Annotated in this window: 29 protein-coding genes; 11 read left to right on the top strand and 18 right to left on the bottom strand. The window is 67.7% G+C overall.

Annotation, left to right across the window (positions count from 1 at the left end):
* Positions 1 to 105 precede the first annotated feature (105 nt).
* The 5 genes from ACIA8G_RS38955 to ACIA8G_RS38935 form a co-directional block, all read right to left on the bottom strand.
* The gene (locus tag ACIA8G_RS38955) at positions 106 to 816 is read right to left on the bottom strand and encodes a sigma factor-like helix-turn-helix DNA-binding protein (RefSeq protein WP_396423797.1); all 711 of its coding nucleotides are present in this window, start codon (positions 814 to 816) and stop codon (positions 106 to 108) included.
* 86 nt (positions 817 to 902) lie between these two features.
* Entirely contained in the window at positions 903 to 1469 is a 567-nt protein-coding gene (locus ACIA8G_RS38950; protein ID WP_396423796.1) for a sigma-70 family RNA polymerase sigma factor, read from the bottom strand.
* An 85-nt stretch (positions 1470 to 1554) separates the two neighbouring features.
* Positions 1555 to 2271 carry a methyltransferase domain-containing protein gene (locus ACIA8G_RS38945; protein ID WP_396423795.1) on the bottom strand — a complete coding sequence of 239 codons (717 nt, stop codon included), beginning with the start codon at positions 2269 to 2271 and terminating at the stop codon, positions 1555 to 1557.
* Entirely contained in the window at positions 2268 to 2837 is a 570-nt protein-coding gene (locus tag ACIA8G_RS38940; RefSeq protein WP_396423794.1) for a sigma-70 family RNA polymerase sigma factor, read from the bottom strand. The genes ACIA8G_RS38945 and ACIA8G_RS38940 overlap by 4 nt, the downstream gene beginning before the upstream one ends.
* A 111-nt stretch (positions 2838 to 2948) precedes the next feature.
* A complete protein-coding gene (locus tag ACIA8G_RS38935; protein WP_396423793.1) occupies positions 2949 to 3668 on the bottom strand; it encodes a class I SAM-dependent methyltransferase in 720 nt (239 codons plus the stop codon).
* Between the two features lie 33 nt (positions 3669 to 3701).
* Between ACIA8G_RS38935 and ACIA8G_RS38930 the strand changes: the two genes are divergently transcribed.
* The 3 genes from ACIA8G_RS38930 to ACIA8G_RS38920 are packed head-to-tail and all read left to right on the top strand — an operon-like array spanning position 3702 to position 6572.
* Complete coding sequence (locus ACIA8G_RS38930) at positions 3702 to 4547, top strand: ParA family protein (protein WP_396423792.1); 846 nt, start codon at positions 3702 to 3704, stop codon at positions 4545 to 4547.
* Positions 4540 to 5301: an Fpg/Nei family DNA glycosylase gene (locus ACIA8G_RS38925; RefSeq protein ID WP_396423791.1), complete on the top strand. Its 762-nt coding sequence runs from the start codon at positions 4540 to 4542 to the stop codon at positions 5299 to 5301. Before ACIA8G_RS38930 ends, ACIA8G_RS38925 begins: the two co-directional genes overlap by 8 nt.
* Before the next feature lie 32 nt (positions 5302 to 5333).
* Entirely contained in the window at positions 5334 to 6572 is a 1239-nt protein-coding gene (locus ACIA8G_RS38920) for a cytochrome P450 (RefSeq protein ID WP_396423790.1), read from the top strand.
* Here ACIA8G_RS38920 and ACIA8G_RS38915 read toward each other — a convergent pair.
* Both ACIA8G_RS38915 and ACIA8G_RS38910 read right to left on the bottom strand, forming a co-directional pair.
* A complete protein-coding gene (locus tag ACIA8G_RS38915; protein WP_396423789.1) occupies positions 6569 to 6994 on the bottom strand; it encodes a hypothetical protein in 426 nt (141 codons plus the stop codon). The two genes, ACIA8G_RS38920 and ACIA8G_RS38915, sit on opposite strands and share 4 nt — an antisense overlap.
* Positions 6987 to 7556 (bottom strand): GntR family transcriptional regulator, encoded by a 570-nt coding sequence (locus ACIA8G_RS38910; protein ID WP_396423788.1) that lies wholly within the window; start codon positions 7554 to 7556, stop codon positions 6987 to 6989. Before ACIA8G_RS38910 ends, ACIA8G_RS38915 begins: the two co-directional genes overlap by 8 nt.
* Before the next feature lie 100 nt (positions 7557 to 7656).
* Here ACIA8G_RS38910 and ACIA8G_RS38905 point away from each other — a divergent pair, with 100 nt between their 5' ends.
* Positions 7657 to 8634: a quinone-dependent dihydroorotate dehydrogenase gene (locus ACIA8G_RS38905; RefSeq protein WP_396423787.1), complete on the top strand. Its 978-nt coding sequence runs from the start codon at positions 7657 to 7659 to the stop codon at positions 8632 to 8634.
* Here the strand turns inward: ACIA8G_RS38905 and ACIA8G_RS38900 are convergent.
* The 10 genes from ACIA8G_RS38900 to ACIA8G_RS38855 form a co-directional block, all read right to left on the bottom strand.
* Entirely contained in the window at positions 8615 to 9838 is a 1224-nt protein-coding gene (locus ACIA8G_RS38900) for a glycosyltransferase (protein WP_396423786.1), read from the bottom strand. The two genes, ACIA8G_RS38905 and ACIA8G_RS38900, sit on opposite strands and share 20 nt — an antisense overlap.
* A gap of 171 nt (positions 9839 to 10009) precedes the next feature.
* Entirely contained in the window at positions 10010 to 11194 is a 1185-nt protein-coding gene (locus ACIA8G_RS38895) for a uracil-xanthine permease family protein (protein ID WP_396423785.1), read from the bottom strand.
* A gap of 235 nt (positions 11195 to 11429) precedes the next feature.
* On the bottom strand, positions 11430 to 12251 hold the full coding sequence (locus ACIA8G_RS38890) for a hypothetical protein (RefSeq protein ID WP_396423784.1): 822 nt from the start codon (positions 12249 to 12251) through the stop codon (positions 11430 to 11432).
* A 34-nt stretch (positions 12252 to 12285) separates the two neighbouring features.
* Positions 12286 to 13137 carry a PspA/IM30 family protein gene (locus ACIA8G_RS38885; protein WP_396423783.1) on the bottom strand — a complete coding sequence of 284 codons (852 nt, stop codon included), beginning with the start codon at positions 13135 to 13137 and terminating at the stop codon, positions 12286 to 12288.
* Between the two features lie 334 nt (positions 13138 to 13471).
* The gene (locus ACIA8G_RS38880; RefSeq protein ID WP_396423782.1) at positions 13472 to 13894 is read right to left on the bottom strand and encodes a helix-turn-helix domain-containing protein; all 423 of its coding nucleotides are present in this window, start codon (positions 13892 to 13894) and stop codon (positions 13472 to 13474) included.
* A 102-nt stretch (positions 13895 to 13996) separates the two neighbouring features.
* Positions 13997 to 14473 (bottom strand): CinA family protein, encoded by a 477-nt coding sequence (locus ACIA8G_RS38875; RefSeq protein WP_396423781.1) that lies wholly within the window; start codon positions 14471 to 14473, stop codon positions 13997 to 13999.
* Positions 14470 to 15048 (bottom strand): CDP-diacylglycerol--glycerol-3-phosphate 3-phosphatidyltransferase, encoded by a 579-nt coding sequence (pgsA, locus tag ACIA8G_RS38870; RefSeq protein WP_396423780.1) that lies wholly within the window; start codon positions 15046 to 15048, stop codon positions 14470 to 14472. The genes ACIA8G_RS38875 and pgsA overlap by 4 nt, the downstream gene beginning before the upstream one ends.
* Positions 15045 to 16445 carry a 30S ribosomal protein S12 methylthiotransferase RimO gene (gene rimO, locus ACIA8G_RS38865; protein WP_396423779.1) on the bottom strand — a complete coding sequence of 467 codons (1401 nt, stop codon included), beginning with the start codon at positions 16443 to 16445 and terminating at the stop codon, positions 15045 to 15047. Before rimO ends, pgsA begins: the two co-directional genes overlap by 4 nt.
* 39 nt (positions 16446 to 16484) lie before the next feature.
* Positions 16485 to 17087 carry an RloB family protein gene (locus ACIA8G_RS38860; protein ID WP_396423778.1) on the bottom strand — a complete coding sequence of 201 codons (603 nt, stop codon included), beginning with the start codon at positions 17085 to 17087 and terminating at the stop codon, positions 16485 to 16487.
* Entirely contained in the window at positions 17017 to 18207 is a 1191-nt protein-coding gene (locus ACIA8G_RS38855) for an ATP/GTP-binding protein (protein ID WP_396423777.1), read from the bottom strand. The genes ACIA8G_RS38860 and ACIA8G_RS38855 overlap by 71 nt, the downstream gene beginning before the upstream one ends.
* A 145-nt stretch (positions 18208 to 18352) precedes the next feature.
* Here ACIA8G_RS38855 and ACIA8G_RS38850 point away from each other — a divergent pair, with 145 nt between their 5' ends.
* The 7 genes from ACIA8G_RS38850 to ACIA8G_RS38820 all read left to right on the top strand — a co-directional run bounded on the left by ACIA8G_RS38850 (position 18353) and on the right by ACIA8G_RS38820 (position 23419).
* A complete protein-coding gene (locus ACIA8G_RS38850; RefSeq protein ID WP_396423776.1) occupies positions 18353 to 18853 on the top strand; it encodes an amino-acid N-acetyltransferase in 501 nt (166 codons plus the stop codon).
* A gap of 63 nt (positions 18854 to 18916) precedes the next feature.
* Entirely contained in the window at positions 18917 to 19768 is an 852-nt protein-coding gene (locus tag ACIA8G_RS38845) for a MerR family transcriptional regulator (protein WP_396423775.1), read from the top strand.
* Positions 19752 to 20543: a hypothetical protein gene (locus ACIA8G_RS38840; protein ID WP_396423774.1), complete on the top strand. Its 792-nt coding sequence runs from the start codon at positions 19752 to 19754 to the stop codon at positions 20541 to 20543. The genes ACIA8G_RS38845 and ACIA8G_RS38840 overlap by 17 nt, the downstream gene beginning before the upstream one ends.
* Positions 20544 to 20637: 94 nt before the next feature.
* Positions 20638 to 21048, top strand: a complete 411-nt coding sequence (locus ACIA8G_RS38835; RefSeq protein ID WP_396423773.1) for a hypothetical protein — start codon at positions 20638 to 20640, stop codon at positions 21046 to 21048.
* Positions 21045 to 22199, top strand: a complete 1155-nt coding sequence (locus tag ACIA8G_RS38830; protein WP_396423772.1) for a YcaO-like family protein — start codon at positions 21045 to 21047, stop codon at positions 22197 to 22199. Before ACIA8G_RS38835 ends, ACIA8G_RS38830 begins: the two co-directional genes overlap by 4 nt.
* A 3-nt stretch (positions 22200 to 22202) precedes the next feature.
* Positions 22203 to 22868, top strand: a complete 666-nt coding sequence (locus ACIA8G_RS38825; protein WP_396423771.1) for a nitroreductase family protein — start codon at positions 22203 to 22205, stop codon at positions 22866 to 22868.
* 83 nt (positions 22869 to 22951) lie between these two features.
* Positions 22952 to 23419, top strand: coding sequence for a phospholipase (locus ACIA8G_RS38820; RefSeq protein ID WP_396423770.1), 468 nt, complete (start codon positions 22952 to 22954; stop codon positions 23417 to 23419).
* On the opposite strand, the gene ACIA8G_RS38815 is transcribed toward ACIA8G_RS38820, so the two are convergent.
* Complete coding sequence (locus ACIA8G_RS38815; RefSeq protein WP_396423769.1) at positions 23420 to 25804, bottom strand: DNA translocase FtsK 4TM domain-containing protein; 2385 nt, start codon at positions 25802 to 25804, stop codon at positions 23420 to 23422.

Genomic DNA, 25804 nt, shown 5'->3' with positions numbered 1-25804 from the left:
CCGCACGGCCGGCGAGCCCGGCGGCACCTTCTCCACCGACCGACGACGAACCGATGGCGTGCTCGGGGACCTTGCGGTGCAGACCGACTGAGAACTCCACGCAGATCACCGTTCCCTGTCCGTGTGCCTGCGCGCGGCAAGACGTGCGCGCCGGAGTCGTGCCTCGACACCACGGGGCGTGAGCCGCATCAGCTCGGCGATCTCCGCATGCGAGTAGTTCTGGTCGTGCAGGAAAAGCAGCGTGCGGCTGTCCTCGCTCAGCTCGGCGAACACCGCGTCCACCGCGGCCCGCGCCACGACGATGTCCTCAGGCGCTCCGGTGGCCTCGATCTGCTGGAGCCGCGACCACGAGTCCATCAGCTGCACGTCGCGCCAGCCGTTGACGCGCGTCTGCCAGCGTCGGTAGACGTTGGGGAACGCGAGCACGCACGCGTTGACGAAGTACTCGTTCAGCGGCTGACCGTGCTCGACGGACCACCGCTTGCCGATCAGACCGTTGTCGCGGAAGTAGACGAAGCCCTCCCACACGGCCTCGTTCGCCAGCTCACCGACCTCGTCGGGTGGCACCGTCTGCTGGTGCAGGTGATGGCCGTGCTGCCCGCAACGGGCGAACATGGAACCGGAACGAACAAGGCTTGTAACAATCGTCAGTCCATACCCGAGAAGCCGACGAAGGTACTCGTCCCAGACCGGCCCTACCAGCCCAGACTCGCGGAAGAACCCGACGAACACCTCGTCCATGCGCAGCCGGTCGGCGGCGAGCGCGTGGAAATGCCGAACGACGTCCGCAACAGACGGCGTGCGCTCGATCGGCATGGACTCGGTTCCCAACGTAGGCGTTTGGTCGTTCTGCCATTAGGTATGTCGCACGAAGGCGCTTAACCCACGCACCCAAACGAAGTTCACCCGATCGGAACACTCGCCGCGGCGATCTCTTTGCGCAAACGTCCGAGAGCACGGTGCTGAGCAACGCGCACAGCGCCCGGCGTCGAGCCGACGGCCTCGGCGGTCTCCTCCGCCGACAGACCCACCACCACGCGCAGCACCAAGATCTCGCGCTGCTTGTCGGGCAGCAGCCGCAGCAGCTTGCCCATGGTCCCGGAAAGCTCGTCCTGGAGGACGAACTCCTCGGGTCCGTCGAGCCGGGACGGACCGTCCGGAACGTCTGCCGTTGGCTCCGCACGGTTACGAGCGGAGGCACGGTGTGCATCTGCCACCTTGTGCGCGGCGATGCCGTAGACGAAAGCGAGGAAGGGCCTGCCCTGCTCGCGGTAGTTCGGCAGGGCCGTCAGCACGGCCAGACAGACGTCCTGGGCGACGTCGTCCGCGGTTGTCGCGGAACGCCCTACGCGCGCACGACAGTACTTCACCACCAGCGGTCGCAGGTGGCGAATTAGCTGGTCAGTAGCCCTGTGGTCACCGCGCACGGCCAGGCTCACCAGTTCCGCGGATAAAGCCGAACTCTCCATCCGAAGCGTCCCCTCTTTGACGTCCCGGAGAGGAGACGTGCGACACGTCACTTCTTATGCGGAAAGTAGGGGTGACTTTCGAACGTCACCCGTTTGCAGCAACCATCAGCGGTTGGTAATAGGCGTGGAGCAACCACTCCGAGTAACCGAAACCAGCGCGTTCCACCAATTCGGTGACTTCGTGACGGGTAATCGCCCAATATCGTGCCTTACCCACGACGACCCTCCACGAGTCCGCCTCGTGCAGCCGGAACATCTCCAACTCGTACTGATCGCCGTCCCAGTGCCAGAGCTGGAACCACACGACGCGGCCTGGACCGACCGACGGTGGCGTCGACAACGGCCGTTCGCGGCGCAGGGTGTCGTAGTCGCGGGTCGAGATGATGAGCCGGCCACCGGGCCGCAGCACGCGCCGCATCTCTCTCAGCGCCCTCATGAAGTCATCCGAGGTCAGCAGATGCGGCAGTGCGTTGTCCGCGGCGAGCACGACGTCGAACGAATCGTCGGCGAACGGCAGCGAGCGCATGTCCGCCGCCGACACGGGCAACGAGACGCCACGCGCAGACGCCTCGGCAACGGCCCGAGAGGCCGCCATGGGGCTCAGATCGGTGCCGACGACCTCATAGCCGCGCATCGCCAGACCGATCGCCTGCGTACCGATGCCACACGCACAGTCCAGAACGCGCGCGCCGGCCGGGATGAACTCCGCGAGCTGCGCCGCCTGCCGCGCCATCGACGCGTCCCAGTCCGGGAACATCAGGTCGTACGTCCCGGCCAGTCCGTCGTAGAAGGCGCCGGTCAAATCAGCTCCTCGACCCCCACGGACGACCGCAGCTTCGCCAGCGCCCGGTGCTGAGCCACCCGCACGGCCCCCGGCGTCGAGCCGACCGCCTCGGCCGTCTCCTCCGCCGATAGACCGACCACGACGCGCAGCAGCAAGATCTCGCGCTGCTTGTCCGGCAGCCCCTCCAGCAACCGGCCCAGCCGCACCGAGAGCGACCCGAGCAGCGCGTACGCCTCCGGATCGACGGCCTGCGACGGCCCGTCCGGCACCTCGGCGACCGGCTCGGAGCGGTTGCGCGCGGACACCCGGTGCGCGTCCGCGACCTTGTGCGCGGCGATGCCGTAGACGAACGCCAGGAACGGCCGGCCCTGCTCGCGGTAGGTGGGCAACGCCGTCAGCACCGCGAGGCAGACCTCCTGCGCGACGTCGTCCGCTGACGCGTACGCCCGTTCGTTGCGTCCGACGCGCGCGCGGCAGTACCGCGAGACGAGCGGCCGGACGGAGGCCAGCAGCCGTTCGACGGCGCGCCGGTCACCCGCGACGGCCTCGTTCACCAACGAGGCCAGCAGGTCCGAACTTTCCATGGCGTTGGTCCCTACGTCGGCAGCGGAGACTCTATCTTTCGCCGCAAAATCGTTTGGGACCACTCATCAGGGGCACAAACGTCCCTAATGCAAACGCTTTCAGGCGGCTTTTCAGGCGGTACGGCGGGCCAGCACGTGCAACCGGGCGGCCACGTCGCGCAGGGGAGACCGCGTCGCGGCGGCCAGTTCCAGCTCGGCGAGTGCCTCGGCGGCACCGGGGTTCGTGTCCAGCACCACGCCGGGCACGAGATCCGAAACGATGCCATGACCTTGCAGGAGCTCGACAGAAAGCCCCGCCTCCAGGACCAGCTTCTCAAGTCCTGGGACGTCGAAGCGGCGCTGCAGCGGATCACGCGTGCCTGCCAGTTGGCCCGCGTCGTCGTCCAGCAACCGCCGCGCGTCCACGATACGACCGGCGATCGCGCGGTGCAGGATCGCCGCGAACCGGTTCGCCACCAGCACGGACACCGCGCCGCCCGGCGTCACGGCCGCGGCCAGCGCGCTCAACGCGGCCGGTGCGTCGTCCACGACCTCCAGCAGGCCGTGCGCGAGCACCAGATCGGCCTCACCAGCGGGAACGCCCAACGCGTCCGTGTCGCCCTGGACCGCGTTGATCGTGACGCCGGCCTCGCGCGCACGGGTGTTCAGGGTGGCCAGGGCGTTCGGCGACGGCTCGACGACCGTGACCACACAACCCGCGGCGGCGAGGGGTACGGCCCACACGCCGCTGCCACCGCCGACGTCGAGCACGCGCGGTGGCTCACCACCCCTGCGCTGACGTGCAGCAGCCAGTTCGGCGTCGAGCACCCTGTGTACGGCGTCCGGTCGCATGGCAATAAGAGTAGGAGACCCTAGAGTAGGTCCGTGCATACGGTGTCCGTGCTCAGCCTCAAGGGAGGCGTCGGCAAGACGACGGTGGTCCTCGGCCTGGCCTCTGCCGCTCTCCGCCGTGGTGTTCGCACGCTGGTGATCGACCTCGATCCGCAGTGCAACGCCACGTCGACGCTGGAGCCAGAGGAGTCCAAGGCGAGCATCTACGACGTCCTGCAAGACCCCTCCGAGGAGAACGTCGAGCAGGCGATTCGCCCGAGCAAGTGGGGCGACGGCATCGACGTGCTGTCCGGGTCGGAGGACGCGGAGCTGCTCAACCACCCTGATCCGAACGAGTCCCGGCTGCACCGGCTCAAGGACGCCCTGCGCACGTTGCGGGAGATGTACGACGAGTTCCCGTACCAGCTGGTGCTGCTCGACTGCCCGCCGTCACTCGGCCAGCTGACCCGCTCCGCGCTCGTCGCGGCGGACCGCGCGCTGCTGGTCACCGAACCGACGATGTTCGCCGTGGCGGGCGTTCAGCGGGCGTTCGAGGCGGTGCAGAACGAGCGGGAGCACAACAACGCCGACCTGCAGCCGCTGGGCGTCGTGGTGAACCGGGTGCGGCCGCGGTCGCACGAGCACCAGTTCCGCATCGACGAGCTGCGCGACATCTTCGGCCCGCTGGTGATGCCGGTGGCGCTGCCGGACCGGCTCGCGGTGCAGCAGGCGCAGGGCGCGTGCATGCCGATCCACGAGTGGGGCACGCCGGGCGCCCGTGAGGTCGCGCTCGCCTTCAACCTGCTGCTCGCCCGCATCCAGCGCATCTCCCGCAGCCGGCGCCGGGCCGTGCACCACGACTTCGACGACGACGAGATCCAAGAGGCGGTGGATGCCTGAGGGTGACACCGTTTTCCTGGCCGGCCACCGGATGCACGAGGCGCTGGCCGGGAAGACGCTGCGGCGCGGCGAGCTGCGCCACCCTCGACTGTCCACACTGGACCTGGCGGGTCTGGACGTGGCCGGTGTCCGCACGTACGGCAAGCACATGTTCACCCGGTTCTCCGACGGCAACAGCCTGCGCAGCCACTTCCGGATGGACGGCGCGTGGCACCTCTACCGCCCCGGCGAGCGCTGGCGTCGTCCCGCGCACCAGGCCCGTGCGGTCTTCGAGGTGGACGATCGGCAGGCCATCGGATTCGCGTTGCACGACATGGAGTTCATTCCGACCGAGCACGAAGATCGATTGATCTCGCATCTCGGACCTGATCTGCTGGCACCGGAATTCGACGCCGCTGAGGCCGTTCGGCGGTTGACTGCCGATCCGTCGCGGCCTATCGGACTCGCATTGTTGGATCAGCGGATCATGGCCGGTGTCGGAAACCTCTACCGCGCGGAAGTTTGTTTCCTGCTGGGCGTTCTGCCCACGACATCGGTGTCATCTGTGAACGCCGCGCGGGCAGTCGCGTTGTCGCGCAAGCTGTTGCAGGCGAACCAGTGGCGGCCGGAACAGATCACGACGGGCGACCGGCGCGTTCAGCACTACGTTTACGAGCGCACCGGCAAACCCTGTTTGCGGTGCGGCACAAGAGTCCGATCGGACGAGATTGACACCAGATTTGTGTACTTCTGCCCAAAATGCCAGTCCGGTTGAACCGCGACGCTCACGGAGCCGTGTCCTCGCATATGGCGGTCAATCTGGATGCCCTGCGCCCCGGCTTCACCGATGACCCGTACGCGGTGCTGAAGAGCCTGCGCGAAGCAGGCCCCGTGCACCGGGTCGAGACCTTCGGCGTGCCGATGTGGCTCGTGACCCGCTACCCCGACGTGCGCGCCGCGTTGGACAACCCAGTGCTGTCCTCACACGGCTCCGCACTCGCCGAACCCCTGCGCGGGCATCCACACTTCGCCTCCTGGTGGTTCGGCGACCTGTCGCACCACATGATGAACAGCGACGGCCCCGACCACACCCGGCTGCGACGTGCGGTGTCGAGCGAACTAACCCCACGCCGCATCGCCGCGCTGCGCCCCCGCATCGAGCAACTCGCGTCGTCACTGGCCGACGCCTTCACCGACGCGGGGCAGTGCGACCTCATCTCGGACTTCGCGGCACCGCTGCCGATCACCGTGATCATGGAGTTGCTCGGCGTGCCCGGCGTCGACCAGGAGAACTTCCGGTACTGGTCGGACGTGGTCACCGGCCTGGCCGACGGCGACGCGTCCTCGGCCCGCGAGGAGGCCTCCGGCTACCTGCGCGACCTCGTGGCGCACAAGCGGACGTCCGGCGACGACGACCTGATCGGCGCGCTGGCCCGCCTGCAGGGCGAGGTGGCGCTGACCGACCGCGAGCTCGCCTCGCTGGCGTTCCTGCTGCTCGTGGCCGGCTACACGACCGCGGTCGACCTGGTCGGCAACGGTGCGCTGGCGTTGCTGCGCCACCCGGAACAGCTCGAACTGCTGCAGCGCTCGTCAACGCTGCTGCCCGGCGCCATCGAGGAGTTCCTGCGGTTCGACGGCCCGACCTCGCACCTGCTGCGGTTCGCCGCGCAGCCGGTCACAATCGGCGGCGTGCAGATCCCGGCCGGCGACGTCGTGCTGCTGTCCATCGCCTCCGCCGAGCACGACAGCGCGCGGTACCCGCGGGCGGACCAGCTCAACATCGAGCGGGCGGATCGGCAGCACCTCGCGTTCGGGCACGGCATCCACTTCTGCCTCGGGGCGCCTCTGGCGCGGCTGGAGGGGGAGATCGCGTTCCGGACGCTGCTGGCTCGGTGTTCGGGGTTGGCGCTGGACACCTCGCAGCCGTTGGGGTGGCGGGTTTCGCTGGGCAGCAGGGGGCTGCGGTCGTTGCCGGTGACTTTCCGGACCAAGCCGACTGTGCCGCTGGATGAGCAGGCGACCATCAAGGTGCCCAAGCCGCTCTAGCGACGCCGGTTGCGCAGCTCTTCGAGTTCCTGTCGCGCCTCGTCGAGGTGGCCTGCTTCCATCAGCCGCACGAAGTGGTGGGCCAGTCCGGACGGCATCGGCAACAGCTCTTGGAAACCCCGCCGCAGCTCCGCCGCGATCAGCTGCTGCTCAGCGGACAGGTCGACGTGCAGGTCGAAGTATCCGGCGGTCTCCAGGACCTCGACCCAAAGGCCGATGTCACCTGCTTCCGGCTCGTCAGCCCAGGCGACCTTCGGCTCGAGGCGTCTGATCGCATTCTCGACCGGGTTGCCCACCGCCACGCAGACAGCCAGCGTCACGTCGTAGTAGGGCCTGTGTGGCCGCCACAGCGCGATGAACGCCTCTTGCGGCGTCGCTCCGCCTGCGAGCAGTGCGCGCGCTTCCTCCGCGAGGTCATGCAAGCGCGTAATTAGGTACCCCCGCCCGCCACAGGTTCAGCTCGTAGGTCAGGCGCCGGTTGGTCGGCACCATGGTCATCACGCTGACCTCGATCGGCGTTCCATCTTCAGCCATCGCCGTGCGGAAGAGGATCAGGACCCACTGCATGTCGTCCAGTTCGAGCAACACACGTTCCTCGTCGGTGGCAGGGCGGGTCGACACGTCCTCGCGGATCCGATGCGGACGCCGTCCGAGGTTGGCTAGGACAGTCGGTGCACCACCTCGGACCTTCCTCGGCTCGGCGAGCGGAGTGCCGCTCGCGACAGCCAGCGGGTAGTAGGAGTCGGTCAGCTCGAACGGCTGGTCATCGAGAAACATCGTGCGACGTCGCACGATGGCCGACTCACCATCACCGAGACCTAGGGCGCGTGCGACGTCGCTGGGTGGGAGGACCTCCCCGACCTCCCGCAACTTCTGGGTGCCGCGGCGTCCTTGAGCAGCTGCCTCCTCTGCCCAGGCATCGGACCGGGGGCCGGTACGCGGCGTCAGGTAAGGCGCCGAGACGTCTGTCCAGGTCGACTCCACAACATCACCCTACGGCGGAACGCCGACCTGTCGCAGCTGCGACGCCGCCTGGCGAGCAGCCCTGTCCAGCACGGCTGAGCTGGCGTTATAGGCTGCCCCCGTGGTCTACAAGCAGGTGGTTCGCAGGGCGTTGTTCGGAATGCACGGCGGCGACGCGGAGCGGGTCCACGAGACCACGCTCAACGCCATGGCCCGGCTCAGCCCGCTGGCCAAGTTCGCGCGCAACCAGAACAACCCGCGCACCGTCTTCGGCGTCACGTTCCCCAACCCCGTCGGGCTCGCGGCTGGCCTGGACAAGGACGGGCGCGCGCTGCCGGCGTGGGCCGCGCTCGGGTTCGGGTTCGTCGAGGTCGGCACGGTCACCTGGCACGCGCAGCCCGGCAACCCGAAGCCGCGGCTGTTCCGGCTCAGGGAAGACGAAGCGATCATCAACCGGATGGGTTTCAACAACGCCGGGGCGCAGGCGCTGGCCGCCAAGCTCGCCAAGACGCCCTTGAAGGCGCCGCTGGGCATCAGTCTCGGCAAGTCCAAGGTCACGCCGGTCGAGGACGCGGTCCAGGACTACCTGAACTCGCTGGACGCCCTGAAGGACCACGGCGACTACTACGCGATCAACGTCAGCTCCCCCAACACGCCGGGGCTGCGCAGCCTGCAGGACAAGGGTGCGCTCACCGAGCTCGTCCAGGCGCTGACCGCCGCCACGGACAAGCCGATGCTCGTCAAGATCGCGCCGGACCTCACCGAGGACGCCATCACCGAGGTCATCCAGGTGTGCCTGGACAACGGCATCAAGGGCCTCATCGCCACGAACACCACTCTCGGCCGTGACAACCTCAGGAGCCCACACCAGAACGAGACCGGCGGACTCAGCGGCAAGCCGCTCACCCAGCGGGCGAACGAGGTGGTGCGGTTCATCACCCGCACCAGCGAGCTGCCGGTCATCGGGGTCGGCGGCATCGCCTCGGCGGACGACGCGAAGCGGATGATCGATGCCGGCGCGAGCCTCGTGCAGATCTACACCGGGTTCATCTACGAGGGGCCGGGGCTGGTCTCGAGGATCAACCGGGCGCTGAGGTGAGCGTGCGCTCGACGTGTTCCCAGCGGCCTGCCGGGCGGTAGCCGCGCAGCACGGTCAGCAGTGAACGCAGGACCGCTACGAGGTCCACGAACACGATCACCATCAGCAGCGGGTAGGCCAACGGCGCGAGGGCGAGCAACGCGGCCTTGGCGCGCCACGGCTCGGTGAGGTCGCCTACGACGGTGAACACCGCTACGCCCGTGTAGACCGCGCACAGCAAGAGGATGCCGGTGAACCAGCCCGTCTGGAGCGTCGCGCTGATGACCACGTACACGAAGAGGGGCTCGAACAGCACGAGCACCTCCCCCGCCGCCGTGTACGGCAGGTGCAGCCACGAGAGCAGGCGTGAGCAGGACGTGCCGAAGAACAACGAGCGGTGCTTGTAGAACGCCTGCAGGCGCCCGAACTTCCACCGGAACCGTTGCTTCAGCAGGCCGCGCAACGACGGCACGGCCTGGGTGTAGGCGATGGCGTCGGCCGCGAAGATGATGCGCCAGTCGTAGTTGCCGTGCAGGGACAGGATCTTCATCGAGAAGTCGATGTCCTCGGTCATCGTGTCGGTGTCGAAGTAGCCGCACGCCCGCACGATCGACGTGCGGAACATCGAGCCGACACCACCGATCACGTACTCGCAGTTGAACACCGTGTAGCCCTGCTTCAGCCGGTGCACGACGGCGTACTCCAGCCGCTGCACCCACCCCAGCACGCCGCGCTGGCCGCAGATCTTCACGTTCGCCGCAGCGGCTAGCACCACCGGGTCGGCGAAGTGCGCGACCATGCGGGCGACCGCCGAACGCGACAACGTCGAGTCGGCGTCCAGCACCATCACGAGGCCGTCGCCGACCAGGTGCATGCCGGCGTTGATCGCCGCAGCCTTGCCCGCGTTCGGTTGCGAGACAACACGAACACGTGAGCCGAAGCCCTGCAACGCGGTCACCGTGCCGTCGGTGGAGCCGTCGTCGACGACGATCACGGACACGTCGGCGTAGGAACTGTCCAAAACGGACCGGACCGCCCGCCCGACGCACAGCTCCTCGTTGTAGGCCGGGATGACCACCCAAACCGTTGGCGTGTAAGGAACTGAACGCGCGCGATACAACGAGAGGTCGTAGAGGTCGGCCGCCACCAGAACGACGCACACGCGCACCACGCCGATCATCGCCAGCGGCACCATCAGCCACGTCAGTGACGTCAGTGACGTCATCGGCGGTGGCGCAGCAGTCGGATGCGGGACGCGATCAGACTGCCCGCGATGATGACGCAGGCCATGAACAACACCACGTAGTACGCGGCGACCATGGTGAATCTCCCTCCGTGGACCGGAAATTGGATCGGTCCGATGTGGAGGGAGCAAAACCACACAAAGGTGTGATGGTCAGTTACGCCGCGCAGCCCGGAGCCAGCGCATCACCGGATGCAGGATCACGACGAGCAGCGAGCCCCACACCATGCCGCCCATCTGCAGGTCGCCGATCTTGATGGTCAGGTCGCCGACACCGGCCACCAGCGCCGCGCCGCCGACCATCGCGTTCGCCGGGTTGGTCAGGTCGACCCCGCGGTCCATCCAGATCCGGACGCCGACCAGCACGATCAGGCCGTACAGCACCAGCGTGCAGCCGCCGAGGACGCCCTGCGGGATGGTGCCGAACAGCGCGATGGCCTTCGGGGAGAACGCCAGCGCGACGGCGAACACACCGGCGAACGCGAACGCCGCGGTCGAGAACACGCGGTTCACGGCCATGACGCCGATGTTCTCTGAGTACGTCGTCGTTCCGACGCCGCCGCCCAGGCCGGACAGGGCGGTCGACAGGCCGTTCGCGATGATCGCGTCGCCGGCGCTGCCGTCGAGGTTGCGGCCGGTCAGTGCGGCGACGGCCTTCACGTGCCCGACGACCTCGGCCACCAGGACGATCACCACCGGCAGCATCAGCAGCACCACGGACGGCCGGAGTTCGGGCTGGTACAACGTCGGCAGGCCCACCCACGGGGCGTTCCGCAGCGCCGCGAGCCGGTCCGCGGGCACGGCGCCGAACGCCAGACCGCCCATCCAGACCGCCACGAAGCCGATCAGGACCGAGAACCGGAATACCAAGCCGCGGCCCAGCACGCCGGCCACCAGGATCACCACGGTCGTCAGAGCGGCCAGCAGGGGCTGCTCGGCGAAGTTCGCGGTGGCCTGGTTCGAGAGGTTCAGACCGATGATGATCACGACGGCGCCGGTGACGACCGGCGGCATGACCGACTCCAGCAGCCGCACGCCGAGCGCCTTGACCGCGATGCCGACGACGATCACCAGCAGGCCCGCGGCGACCACACCGCCGAGCTGGGCCGCGATGCCCTGTTCACGGGCGGCGACCAGCGGTGCGACGAAGGCGAAGGACGAGCCCAGGTAGCTCGGGACGCGGTTCTTGGTGATCACCAGGAACAGCAGCGTGCCCAGACCGGAGAACATCAGCGTGGTGGCAACGGGCAGACCGGTGGCGGTGGGCACGAGCACCGTTGCGCCGAACATGGCGACGAGGTGCTGCACACCGAACCCGATGGTGAGCGGCCAGCTCACCCGCTCCTGCGGCGCAACGGTTTCACTGTCGGTAATCCGACCGTCCCCGTGCACGGTCCACAACGCCACGCACTGCCTCCCGGCAACCCAGCCGATCTTCCCGCAGACCGGCCCCGGAATCCTGCCACGCCATGTAGTGACTACGGCTAGATAACGGTCTGATAATCACACGATTGCCGTAAAGATCTCTAGAGAGAACCGCCGAATAGGCGCACGCGATCACAGAGAGTTACATTCAGTACGCTGAATAGCCTGAGACGTCTCGCATCGCCGACGCGAGACCTGCCATGTGGTCGGTGGCATCGTCCAGAACCGAACGCGGGTCCTGGAAGCTCGTGCTCGCCGCAAGCGCCTGACCTGCGGCCGCCACCAACGCACAGTAGCGGTCCACGCCGTCCGCCAGTTGGATCCTGAGCACCCGCACGCCCTCGACCAACGGCGTGCGCTCCAGCGGCGCCGCGGTGTCCCGCGCCCGTTCCACGGCCTGGAGCTGCGCGGACACGGCACGGATGGCCGTGGAGGCCTCCTGGGCGGTCTGGCGGGCGTGCTGGACGGACTCGGTCGGCATCGTTGTGAGCATCGGCGAGTCGAGCTGGCGCAGCAGGTCGTTCATCGCGTCCTCGGCGCTGTGCAGCTTCTCCATCGGTACGCGCGCCGAGGAGATGTGCGCGGGCAACGGCGGCCGTGGCGCCGGAGGCGGAGCCAGCGCCAGGCGCTGACGGGCGGCGCCGATCTCGCGCAGCTTGAACCCGCTGCGCACGGCCAGTAGAGCGGGCACGGCCGCACCGATCGTGCCGCTGACTGAGGCCCACGTGCCGAGCACGCCGGTGAAGCCGAAGACGGCGAGCGTGCCGAAGATGGTGATCAGAGCGAGCCAGAACGTCAGCACGGCGTTGGTGCGCTTGCGCTTGCGTTCGAGCTTGGCGCGCGGGTCGTTCCACTTCTGGAGGCGGTACCGCGCCTGCTCGGCCAGCGGGTGGCCCTGGAGCGACGCACCCAACTCGTTGACGACCTTGCGGACGATCTCGTTGTTGGGACGGTTTCTCCAGGGCTCCATGATCACCTGCTGACTCCTCCTGTGCCGTCCTGCCTCAGTTCTGGGCGGGCGGCACCTGCTGCTGCGTGGTCTTCTGCTCCTGCTGCACGCGCTGCGCGATCTCGGCCTGGATCTGCGCGGCCGCGCTGTTGCCGGCCGTCACCTGCGGCGGCGTGGTCGTCTGACCGCCGTGCATGGACGCGCGGATCTGCTCCAGTCGCGAGGAGCCGGCCATCTGCGTGGTCGAGGCCTGCACCTCGAGCATCCGGCCCTGCACCGAGTTCTGGGCGAGCTCGGCGGACCCGAGCGCGGTCGCGTAGCGCTTCTCGATCTTGTCGCGGACCTCTTCCAGCGACGGCACGTTGCCGGGCGCGGCGAGCTCGCTCATCTGGGTCAGCGACGCGGAGACCTGCTCCTGCATCTTCGCCTGCTCCAGCTGGCTGAGCAGCTTCGTGCGCTCGGCGATCTTCTGCTGCAGCATCATCGAGTTGCGCTCGACCGCCTGCTTCGCCTGAGCGGCGGCCCCCAGCGACTGGTCGTGCAGCGTCTTGAGGTCCTCGATGCCCTGTTCAGACGTGACGAGCTGGGTCGCGAAGCCCTGCGCCGCGTTCTCGAACTGCGCGGCCTTCTGCTCGTCGCCCTTCGAGCGCGCCTCGTCGGCGAGCACGAGCGCCTGACGTGCGGAGGCCTGCAGCTTCTCGACGTCGCCGAGCTGCCTGTTCAGCTTCATCTCCAGCTGCCGCTGGTTGCCGATCACGGCCGCGGCCTGCTGAGAAAGCGCCTGGTGCTGACGCTGCGCCTCCTCGATGGCCTGCTGGATCTGCACCTTCGGGTCAGCGTGCTCATCGATCTTCGATGAGAACGCCGCCATGAGGTACTTCCAGAACTTCACGAACGGACTGGCCATCTCCTACGCCTGCCTTCTCGGTGCCGGTGTTGGATCCATCGTCTCAATTGTGCGTCGGCGGTTCCACCAAGACGGGGAGATATCCGGGAACACCCTGACCCACCCCTGGACTTAGGAAAACACGCCTGACGGCGTCCAATCCTGCCCGCACCCGCGCCCACGGACACGGTGACCCCACGCGCCGTGGCCAAGCCGTTGCCTGCGGGATCGTTGCCTGTTGAACGTGCGAGTCCCCCAACTTGTTGCAGCGAGTGACGTGTTGGGGGCCACAAATGCCAGCGACCCCGCTCACCTGCAGGTAAGCGGGGCCGGAACGACTTGGTTGAGGGCAGTCTTATGCCGCGACGACGGCTTTCGGGCTCTCCCCGATCTTGCTCGTGAGCCGGTGACTGAGCATCGGCTGCAGGCGCAGGTCGGACAGGTCGTCCGAAAGCGTGGACGGCAGCACACGGCCACCCTCCAGCTTGCCGCGCTCCGCACGACCGTCGGGGACGGTGTCCGGCACCGTGTCCGGCGTCTGCTGGACGGCGCCGATGTCGGAGGCGACGTGGTGCAGCAGTTCGGACAGCGGCAGCTCTAACGCGTCACAGATGGCCGCGAGGAGCTCGCTGGACGCCTCTTTGCGGCCGCGCTCCACCTCGGACAGGTACCCCAGGCTCACGCGGGCGGTCCGAGAGACCTCGCGCAGCGTGCGGCGTTGGTTGGTGCGGGCATGGCGAAGTCGATCACCGATCGCCTCGCGTAGCAGCACGGTCATCGCGCGCCTCCTTCCGGCCGGCCGTGTCCCTACGTTACCGATCGACACCGACAACGGGCACTGACTTCCGAACACGTCCGCCAAGGGCGAACGAACGCGGAGTCATCCTTTGTTCCCGTCCCCGGCCATCAGCAGGTAATCCGACAGCAGGACCAGCGCTTTTTCCACAGCTGTGAAACGCACCGCTTTGCGGTCGCCACTCACCGTGATTGTCCGCACTGTGGACACTCCAGGCCCGCTCAAGCCGATGTGGACCGTTCCTGGAGCGACTCCATCTTGCGGATCGGGGCCGGCGACCCCGGTGAGCCCGATCCCCCAGTCCGATTTGCACCGTTTCCGGGCTCCCTCGGCCAGTTGGATCGCGACGTCGGGATGCACGGCTCCGTGCTCGTCGAGCAACTGCTGATCCACGCCGGCGAGCTCGTGTTTGAGCTCGGTGGCGTAGACGATCAACCCACCGCGGACCACGGCACTCGCCCCCGGTGTGTCGACGATCGTCGCGCACAGCAGACCCGCGGTCAGCGACTCGGCCGTGGCGACGGTCTGGTTTCTCGCTTTGAGCAACTCGACGATGTTCATGCCACCGCTCGACCTGCCCTCGCCTTCAACTTGAACGCCCGGATGACGTAGTCGATTCCCGTCACGATCGTGAGGATCAGCGCCGCGGCCATGACGACCCACGCGATGAACTGCAGCACGTCGTTCTGCGGGAGCACGAACAGGCCGATGGCGATGATCTGCGCCAGCGTCTTGGCCTTGCCGCCGCGGCTGGCCGGGATCACGCCGTACCGGATCACCCAGAACCGCAGCAGCGTCACGCCCACCTCGCGCACGGCGATGACGATCGTGATCCACCACGGCAGCACGTCGAGCATGCTCAGCCCGACCAGCGCCGATCCGGTGAGCGCCTTGTCCGCGATCGGGTCGGCGATCTTGCCGAAGTCGGTGATCAGCCCGTGCTTGCGGGCGAGCGTGCCGTCGATGTGGTCGGTGAAGCTCGCGACGGCGAAGATCCCGAACGCGATCAGCCGCCACGTGGTGTCGAAGCCACCGGCCTCGAAGAGGGAGAACAGGAAGACCGGAACGAGCGCCAGCCTCGCCATGGTGAGGATGTTGGCGACGTTGAGCAGCGGGACCTTCCTGGCCTCTGTCATGTCGCGATGACCTCTACGACCAGGTCGACGCCCTCGGAGTCGACCACACGGCAACGCACGAGGTCGCCACGCTTGAGGCCCTCGGCGTCGATCACGATGCACTCGCCGTCGACCTCGGGCGCCTGGTGCTCGGCCCGGCCGACGCAGTCGCTCTCCTCGTCCTCTTCCTGCTCGATCAGCACGACGACCTCGGAGCCGACCCGGTCCTCGGCGCGCTGGCTGGTCAGCTCCTCGACGAGGTTGCCGATGCGCTGGACGCGCTCGGCGATGGCGTCGGCGTCGAGCTTGCCGTCGAGGTTCTCCGCCTCGGTGCCGTCCTCGTCCGAGTAACCGAAGATGCCGACAGCGTCGAGCCTGGCCTCGGTCAGGAACCGCTCCAGCTCCTGCAGGTCCTCCTCGGTCTCGCCGGGGAAGCCCACGATGAAGTTGCTGCGGATGCCCGCCTCGGGGGCGTGCTCACGGATCTGCCACACGAGCTTCAGGAAGCTGTCGGTGTCGCCGAACCTGCGCATCCGCCGCAGCACGTTCTCGGCGGAGTGCTGGAACGACATGTCGAAGTAGTTCGCGACCTTCTCGGTCTTCGCGATGGCGGCGACGAGGCTGGGCTTGGTCTCGGCCGGCTGCAGGTAGCTGACGCGCACGCGCTCGATGCCGGGGATGGACGCGAGCCGGGGCAGCAGCTGCTCCAGCGCACCCTGCTCCCGCGGCAGGTCCTTGCCGTAGCTCGTCGAGTTCTCACTGACGAGGAACAGCTCCTTCACGCCGTTCTCGGCCAGCCACATGGCCTCGGCCACGACCTCGTCCGGGTGCCGCGACACGAACGCACCGCGGAAGCTCGGAATGGCGCAGAAGCTGCACCTGCGGTCACAGCCGGACGCGATCTTCAACGGGGCCACGGGGGCGTCGTCGAGCCGCTTGCGCTGGACCTTGGGCCCCCAGCCGTGGCCGGGCACCTGCACGTCGGCCGCCGCCTCCTGGCGCTTGACCGGCGTGATCGGCAGCAGCGTGCGGCGGTCCACCGGCACGTGCGACTCGATCGCCTTGCCGTGCAGCACGTCGTTGAGGCGCTCGGCGAGGTCGTTGTACTGGTCGAAGCCCAGGACCGCGGCCGCCTCCGGGAGGCTGTCCGCGAGCTCCTTGCCGTACCGCTCGGCCATGCACCCGACCGCGACGACCTTGGCGCCGGTGTCGGACGCGGCGAGCAGCGTGTCGACCGAGTCCTTCTTCGCCTGCTCGACGAAGCCGCACGTGTTGACGACGACCACGTCCGCGTCTTCGTCCACCAGCTCCCAGCCGCCCTCGCCGAGGCGCCCGGCGAGTTCTTCGGAGTCGACCTCGTTGCGGGCACAGCCCAGGGTCAGCAGCGACACGCGTCGCGGAGTGGTGGGAGAAGACACGGCGCTCAGCGTAACCGGCCGAGGTGTCAGACCTTGAATTCAGTGCTTCAACAGCACCTCGACGAGGCGCCACACATCGGTTGACGGGTTGCCTGGCCCAAGCTTCTTGGCCCGCGCGATCGCTACCTCCACTCCAGCGTCGAACCTTCCGAAGTCGAGCTTCTTGTCATAGCCGGGTACGTGCTTGGCCAACAGTGGGCGAGCAGCCTTGTAGTTGGCGACGTAGGCATTGTGGTCGGCAAAGTGCAACAACAGCCAGAGCTCGAAGCACGGTTCCGACACCGCCAGCTCCACGGCGTTCGTCTGAGCAAGGGTCTTCGCTGCCTCGATGTCGAAGTCGTCGACATCCACAACACACCACACCGCGTCGTACTCGGCTTCATTGAAGATCTTGTTCGCGTACCGGACGAGGTTTCGCGGGGAATCAGTCTTGTGCGTGACCTCGATCAGAGCACGACGCACCCGCCTGAGCCCGGAGAAGTAGTCCGGTTCGGTTCGTTGACCGCCGCAGACAACGAGAATGCGGCCAGGACGATCTCCACGCCACCGCGGACGTCGCCCGGCCGAGTTCTCACGCGGACTCACTGTCACCTCGAACTGCCGCAGCGAAATCTTCCTCGAAGAACGTGGGCACAGCGCCATATCGACCAGCCAGGTAACGACGTTCCAGGTTTTCCTCGTTGCGCGGCTTGAAATCCGTGAGCGGATAGATGTCGCTCGCCCCAGTATCGTCCTTTTCCGCGAACCAGACCTCGTCACGATCGAGAACCTGATCCAGATAAGGAGGGTGCAGCAATGTCGCGTCGTGCGTGGTGAAGATCAACTGAGCATCATTGGCGTTCGTGGCCGGATCGTGGAACAACCCGACGAGGCGCGCAGCCAGAAGCGGATGCAGACTCGTGTCGAGCTCGTCGATCACGAGCGTGCGGCCGTCCCGCAGCGCAGCTACCACCGCGGGCAACATGCTCAGCCACGAACGCGTACCTGCCGACTCATCAGCCAGATCGAAGCGCTCGTCACTGACACCGTGGCGCAGCTCCACCCGGACCTCGACGTCAGGAGCCAAACCCTCCTCGACGGTCAGCACATCCGAGATCCCAAAATCTGCAGCACGCGCCAGCGAAATAACCTCATTGCGCACGGCCGAATCACCTTGCAGAAATTCAATAATTCCCGCCTCGTCCACCGATCCAACGTCCAGCCGAAACAGGAGACGAGAGGTAAACCACTTGTAGACCGTAGCCAGAGGCTCGACGGTCGACTTACCGGCGAAGCTCAAGAAAAGCCCCTCCGGGTTCATGAAGTCGACAGCGTCATCCCAAAAGGACTTCCGGTCAAGCTTGGCACCGAACTTGAAAGCACCACCCGCGCGCTCGAACAGCACACGCCTGCGTTTCTCCGGATAGCTGTACAGCCACTCCTCTCGGACGTGACTGTCATCAATCTCGAACCCATAGGTGTATCGGACGCCATCAAGCACGAGCTCGACAACGAAAACCGACGACCGGCCACGCGCCTCCGGGTCGAGCTTGAACGGGTGGCGCGGTACACCTGCCCCGGACTTCCACACACCGAACGAGTCCCGCACGGCTTCGGCCATGAACCGCAGCCCGTCGAGCAGGTTCGACTTGCCGGAGGCGTTCGCGCCGTAGATCGCCGCGACCGGCAGTACGAGCCGATCCTTCGAGTAGGTGGGCATGAGCAACAACTCATGCTCGTCACGAAACGAGCGATGGTTGCCCAGGCGGAAGCTCCTCAGCATCTCAACACACCTCCTGCGGTCTCTCTCAGGCTGTTCTGCGCAAGTAAACCGCACAGATCGCCTTCTAGTCGCATCCAGATCCACACTCCACCACTCGGAACGCTGCCGGTCACCCCGTCGGGCAGCAGGCTCATACTTGGCGATCGTGACCAGTGGGGTAGTCGTGCGGCGCGCCCGCACCAGCGATGTGCGCGCCATCAGGGCGTTGATCGACGGGTACGCCGGCAAGGTCCTGCTGGCCAAACCGCTGGTCACGCTGTACGAGGCGGTCCAGGAGTTCTGGGTGGCCGAGGACGACGGCGAGCTGCTCGGCTGCGGCGCCCTGCACGTGATGTGGGAGGACCTGGCCGAAATCCGAAGCGTGGCCGTCTCCCCCATGGCGCTCGGCAGGGGCGTGGGGCACCGGATCGTGGCGCAACTCATCGCGACGGCCAAGGAGCTGCAGCTCGCGCGGATCTTCGTGCTGACGTTCGAGACGCGGTTCTTCGCCAAGCACGGGTTCGTGGAGATCGAGGGCACGCCGGTCAGCCCCGAGGTCTACGAGGAGATCATGCGGTCGGTCGACGAGGGTGTCGCCGAGTTCCTCGACCTCAGCTACGTGAAGCCGAACACGCTCGGCAACAGCCGGATGCTCCTGGAGTTGTAACTCTTCGAGTAATTACTCGAAGAGTCTTGACTCGACGAGCCAGGGCGCGCCAGGATCAACGCCGTGCCCGAATCGCTGACCGTCGACGAGCTCGCCACCCGGATCGGCCTGCCCAGCAGCACCATTCGCATGTACCAGACGAAGGGTGTGCTGCACGCGCCGAGACGGCAGGGGCGCGTGGCGTTCTACGACGCCTCGCACGTCGAGCGGTTGACGTTGGTGCAGCGGTTGCAGCAGCGGGGGTTCTCGCTGCCGGCGATCGCCGAACTCATCACGGCACGCGAGAAGGGCGAGTCGGTCGCCGCGGTTCTCGGCATGGGGGAGACCGAGGGGCCCGACGACTGGGTTCGGATCAAGGTGCGCGACATCAAGCACCTGATTCCGATGGGAGATGTCCAACCGCGACTCCTCCTCCGGGCTATGCGGTTGGGCTTGGTGCGGTGGAAGTACGGCTGGCCGCACGCGCGTCGCTGGGCACTCGAAGCGGGCGGCAGGCTTGCCGGCCTCAGGGTGCCCAGCGATGACGTCATGGACAGCTTCACGCGCCTGCGCACGGCGACCGACGCGGTGGCGGCGGACTTCGTGCGGTTGTTCGAGCGGCAGTTCTGGCCGGAGCTCGCCCGCAAGGCCGGTGACGAGAACCAGCTGGAGAACGTGCGGGCGTTGCTGGTCGAGCTGACCTACACGGCGGAGACCGCCGTGGTGGGGACGCTGCGGGAGTCGATCCGGGACGCGGCGGAGGAGTTCGCGTCACGGCACGGGCTGCTGCCCAGCGAGGACTACCAGCCGGCGTGGGCGGAGCAGCCGCTGCCGCCGATCGCCGAGAACCTGATGGATCCGGCGGGAGATCTGCCGAGCGAGCAGGAGATCGAGAGTTTCCTGCTGAGGGGGGACGAGGATGAGCCTGGTCGCTGATCCCGCCTGGCACGCCCAGATAAGAGACGAAGGCCTTGTCGTCTACGCGGGGGCCGACCTCGCATACCTGATTCCAGACCTGCCCAGGGCGGTGGCCGTGGCGCTGGCCGGCCTGTTCGAGCCAGTTTTGAGGGGAGTGGCTCGAACGGTCGACGAGAGCCGGTTGGGGGAACCGGTTCGCCGGCACGTGGCCCAGCTGAGGACCCTGGGCGCTCTCCGCCCGGCGGGGTTGCCCGCCGATGACGCGTTGCCGATGGGGGTCGGTACCCGCGTCGTCGGTGAAGCACCCGCCGGGCTGGTGGAGCGGTTGCCGCACAACGACGATCCGGACCTCTTGCTCGTTGTGCGGACCACCGGCACGCTGCTCGACCTGGTCGAGGTGGCGCGCGAGACGAAGGTCCCGCACCTGTTGCTGGACCTCGCGTACCACCACACGTCCGCGATCGGGCCCTTCGTGGTGCCCGGTGCGGGTGCGTGCCTGGCGTGCCTCGCGGTGCGGGCGGGGCGGCGGTGGGGGGATCCTCCGCCTCCCCGGCATCCGGCGGCGATGACGTACGACTTCCCGATCTCGCTTGCGCTGCAGGCGATCCAGAACATCCGCACCGGCTCGCTGGCGCTGCTCGACGCGGTCGTGACCGTCAACCTCGACGAGTTCACGACGACGCGCGAGAGCGTGCTGCCCGCGGCCGGGTGCGAGGTCTGCCCGAAGGTGGAGTTCGGGCGGGTGTCACTTCCTTGGGGGGACCATGAACGCGACAGCAGTACGGTTACCTGACCAGTTCTCGCCCGGTGCGGCCGCTGCCAACGCCGCCACACCCACTTGTTGCTGCTGTTGTTGCTGTTGCGCGGTTTCCTCGGTCGGCGCGGCCGTGCACATCCCGGCAGCCCTGTACGAGGACACCAAAGAGCTCGAGAAACCGCGCAGCCTGCTGGTGCTGCCCGCCGCGATCTACCCGCTCCTCGTCATCGTGCTGCCGATCGTCACGTGGGGTGCGATCTTCGACCTGCACTGGGCCTGGTGGGTCGGGGGCTTCGTGCTCGCGCTGGTGTGGGCGCTCGCCGCCGGGTCCATCTCCACCTCGCCGAAACCTTTCGGCAGCGCGCGGCGACTGCTCGGCTGGGCCCTGCTGTGGTGTCTGGAGCCGTTCGTCGTGCTGTTCATGCTGGGACCGATCGCGAGCGTCGACGTGATAGCCGCGTGGGTCGTCGGCGTGCTCTACGTCGGCGGGGCGCTGGGTCTCGGGTACTGGATCTTCCGGCACTACCGGAGGAAGCGGTGAAGACGGTCGCGGAGGCGCTGATCGAGCGCGCGGTCGGCTGGCGGCAGGGTGTGGTGTCGCAACTGCAGCCCGTGCCGCACAGTCTGTCCGATGTGGACGTCGAGGGCTGGGCGGCCGTGCCGGAGCCGTTCGCCACCGGCGGCACTTCCGGTGGCACGTCGAGGATCGCGGCCGTGGCGGAGGCGCTCGAACGGCATGCCGCCGCGCGGGCACCGCTGGAGATCGTCACGGACGGGCCGTGCTGGCCGCTGGAGCACTTCAGCCTGCACACGGTCGAGCAGCGCGTGCACCCGAACTACCGCTACCGCAAGGGATACGTCGACACGAAGTACACGCGGGCGTGGACGTTGCCCGGCAACGAACCGATCCGCGTCCCCGCCGGGCTCGTCGGCCTCGACGCCGGCTACGGCCTGCCCGCGACCTCGTCCGGACTCGCCGCCGGGCCGTCCACCACGAGCGCGCTCCTCAGGGCCACCCAGGAGCTGGTCGAGCGCGACGCGTTCACCACGACCTGGCTGCATTCCATTGCACCGCAACAAATCCCGGCCGACCTTCCGAACGGAGCGCAGGCGTTCGACCTCACGCCCGCCTACAGCCCGCACCCGGTGATCGCCGTCGCGGGATCGCTGCCGATCGCCGGGAGGCCGCGGCCCACGCTCGGTCTCGCCTGCCGGGCCACGGTCGAGGAGGCCCTGCGCAAGGCTTACGAGGAGTGGGTGCAGGGCACGGTGTTCATCGAGGTGTGGCTGGCACGCAACGGCGACGAGCCGATCGGCGAGGTCACCGACTTCGACAAGCACGCCGTGTACTACGCGACGCGCCCTGACGAGTGGGACGCGCTGCCGTGGTGGAGGGGCTTCGAGACCGACCCGCCGCAGGACGCCGAAGCCCTTGGCACCAAAGAGGAACTGACCGAACTGGTGCACGCTCTCGACCGCCGCGGAGTCCGGCTCGCCTACCGGGAGCTGACCACGCCGGAGCTGTCGGCCGTGGGCCTGCACTGCGTCCGCGTGCTCTCCCCCGACCTGGCGCCGCTGCACTCCGACCACCGCTGGCCTCACCTCGCCGGCCGCGCGCGAGAGCTGGACTGGCGCTACCCGCACGCCTCGCCGGGCGTGTTCCCCAATCCCGCACCGCATCCGCTGGGGTGACCGATGTTCGACGACTTCTGGGCCGCGAGCCGGTTCTCGCCGCTGCACCAGCGCAGGCTCGGCGACCGGCTGCGCGACTTCCGGCCGCAGCCGCCGTTGATCGACCCGCTGGAGCTGCCTGCCGCGCCTCGACCGCTGCCGAAGCCCAAAGACCGGCTGCAGAGGCTGTTCCAGAACCGGAAGAGCTCGCGGGAGTTCGCCGGCACGCCGTTGACGGACAAGCAGCTCGGCACCATCCTCGGCGCGCTGGGAGACAACAGCTTCCCCTCCGCCGGCGGCCTGAACCCGTTGCGCTGCTACGCGTTCTTCAACGGCCGGGCGGTCCGCTACGACGTGCGACGGCACGCCCTCCAGGACATCGGCCCGGCGCCGGAGGACCTGGCGGAGATCCTCGGCACGCCCGAGGTGCCCCCTCTCGCGATAGTGCTTGTGTTAAAAGACAACGAGGCGTTCGAGAAGTACGGAGAGCGAGCAGGACGGTTCGGCCTGATCGAAGCCGGAGCCGCCGCCCAGAGCATCTGCCTCCGTTTGGCGGAGCAGAAGCTGGGCGGCTATCTGCTCGGCGGAGTAGCGGACAACGAGATGCTTCACGCACTTGGCCTACCGCGCGAACTTCGTGTGGCCACAGCGATCGCATGCGGTCACATCGCTAGGGACATGATCACCTGACGTTCATCAGATCGTGTCTACCGTGGACAGTCGATCACCCGCTACAACTTGGCGAGACCCTGCTCACATCCGAGGAGCTCGCCATGTCGAAGACCCTGCGCTCGGCATTCGTGGGTGCCGCCGCGTCCTTGGCCCTGATCTTCACAGGTGCACCGGCCCAGGCCGTGGACATCGTTGCGGTGACCGACGAGTACATCTTCACCAAGACAGTCAGCCAGTTCACCGCACTGCGCGCACAGCAGCCCTTCCCCGGCCAGCTCGACTGGTCGTCGGACGGCTGCTCGTACTCGCCGGACAACCCCTTCGGCTTCCGGTTCCTGCCGGCCTGCCACCGGCACGACTTCGGCTACCGCAACTACAAGCGGCAGTCGCGGTTCAACGAGGCGAACCGGCTGCGCATCGACAACCGCTTCAAGTCCGACATGTACGGGATCTGCGGCGGCAGCTGGACGTGCAAGCGCACGGCCGACCTCTACTACAAGGCCGTGCGCGAGTTCGGCGGCAGCAGCGCTTCGACCGCCACCTCGATCCAGCAGGCCGGACTGAACTGACTACTCGTCCTCGTCGACGTCGGCGGGGCCGCCTCCGCGCATCAGGTAGACCACCGAGTCGAGCTCGTCCGGTTTGATCAGCACCTCGCGTGCCTTCGAGCCCTCGGACGGACCGACCACGCCACGGGTCTCCAGCAGGTCCATGAGGCGCCCCGCCTTCGCGAACCCCACGCGCAGCTTGCGCTGCAGCATCGACGTCGAGCCGAACTGCGACGTGACGATCAGCTCGGTCGCCTGGATGAGCAACTCGAGGTCGTCGCCGATGTCGGCGTCGACCTCCTTCTTCTCGGCGGCCTTCTGCGCCGTGACACCGTCGGTGTACTCGGGCTGCGCCTGGTTCTTGGTGAACTCGACGATCGAGGAGATCTCCTCGTCGCCGACGAACGCGCCCTGGATGCGCACCGGCTTCGAGGCGCCCATCGGCAGGTACAGGGCGTCGCCCATGCCGATCAGCTTCTCCGCGCCCGGCTGGTCCAGGATGACCCGTGAGTCCGTCAGGGACGACGTCGCGAACGCCAGCCGGGACGGCACGTTCGTCTTGATCAGGCCGGTGACGACGTCGACCGACGGCCGCTGCGTCGCGAGCACCAGGTGGATGCCCGCCGCACGCGCCTTCTGCGTGATCCGGACGATCGCGTCCTCGACGTCGCGTGGTGCGGTCATCATCAGGTCCGCGAGCTCGTCGACGATCGCCATGATGTACGGGTACGGCCGGTAGACGCGCTCGGAACCGGGCGGCGCGGTGATCTCGCCGGACTTCACCTTGCGGTTGAAGTCGTCGACGTGGCGCACCCGGTTGACCTGCATGTCCTGGTAGCGCTGCTCCATCTCCTCGACGAGCCACGCCAGCGCGGCCGCGGCCTTCTTCGGCTGCGTGATGATCGGGGTGATCAGGTGCGGGATGCCCTCGTACGGCGTCAGCTCGACCATCTTCGGGTCGATCAGGATCATCCGGACCTCGTCCGGCGTCGCGCGGGCGAGCAGCGACACCAGCATCGAGTTGACGAACGACGACTTACCGGAACCCGTGGAGCCCGCGACCAGCAGGTGCGGCATCTTCGTCAGGTTCGCGGTGACCATGTGGCCCTCGATGTCCTTGCCGAGGCCGATCACCATCGGGTGCGTGTCCTTGACCGTGGACGGCGCGCGCAGCACGTCGCCCAGCCGCACCATCTCGCGGTCGCTGTTCGGCACCTCGATGCCGACCGCCGACTTGCCGGGGATCGGCGCCAGCAGGCGCACGTTGTCCGTCGCCACCGCGTACGCGATGTTCTTGGTCAGCGCGGTGATCTTCTCGACCTTCACGCCGGGGCCGAGCTCGACCTCGTACCGGGTGACCGTCGGGCCTCGGGTGAAGCCGGTGACCTGCGCGTCGATCGAGAACTGGTCCAGCACACCGGAGATCGCCTCGATCATGAGGTCGTTCGCCTTGCTGCGGGTCTTCGGCGCGTCGCCGTCCTTGAGGACGTTCGGCGGCGGCAGCTGGTAGGCACCCTCGACCGCGCGCACGGCCATCGCCGGAGCCTTCTTCTCCTTGGGCTCCTTGGCAGCCGGCTTGGGCGCCTCCGGTTCCTCCAGCGGCAGCTCGGCCTGCGTCTCCTCCTCGGCGGGCACCGCGGCCTGGCGGCGCCTGCTGGGCCGGCGCAACCGGACGGGCTTCGGCTCCTCGGCCTCTTCGTCCTCGGCCTGCTCCTCGTCGTCCTTCTTCGCACCGGGGTGCAGCAACGAGCTCAGGCGTTCGGGCAGCTGGCGGATCGGCGTGTGCGTCACGACCAGCAGGCCGTACGCGAAGATCAGGACCAGCAACGGCCCGGCGACCCACGGCGTGAGGCCCTGCGCCAGGAACCCGCCGGCGAGATACCCGAGCGCACCACCGGCGGTGCGGCGTTCGATCGGGTCCATCGGCAGCCCGCCGACGAGGTGGAACATGCCGAGCACGCCGATCGCGACGAGCAGCGAGCCGATGATGTAGCGCGGCCGCGCCTCCGGCTTCGGGTCCGTGCGCATCAGCGTGATGCCGATGCCGAGCAACAGGACCGGCACGAACACCGCGGGGAACCCGACGGAGCTGCGCACCGCGACGTCGACCCACCCGCCGACCGGCCCGCCCGCCTGCCACCAGACGCCGGCACCGGTGATCACGGCGAGCGCGATCAGCAGCAGCCCGAGTCCGTCGCGACGGTGCTCGGGATCAAGGTCCTTGGTGCGGCTGACGGTGCGCACGATGCTGCCGACACCACGTCCCAAGGCGCCCCACACAGCGCTGATAGCACCGCTACTCTTGCGTGGAGCGGGCTTGCGGGACGCGGTGGACCGCGCCCGCGGCTTGGCAGCTGTTTTGCCGCGTGACGTGGTCTTGCGTGAAGTCCCTGTACGCCCGGCCAT

This window comes from Lentzea sp. NPDC051213 (genome assembly GCF_044455585.1).
Classification (GTDB): Bacteria; Actinomycetota; Actinomycetes; order Mycobacteriales; family Pseudonocardiaceae; genus Lentzea.
This window is presented reverse-complemented; position numbering and strand designations above follow the sequence as displayed.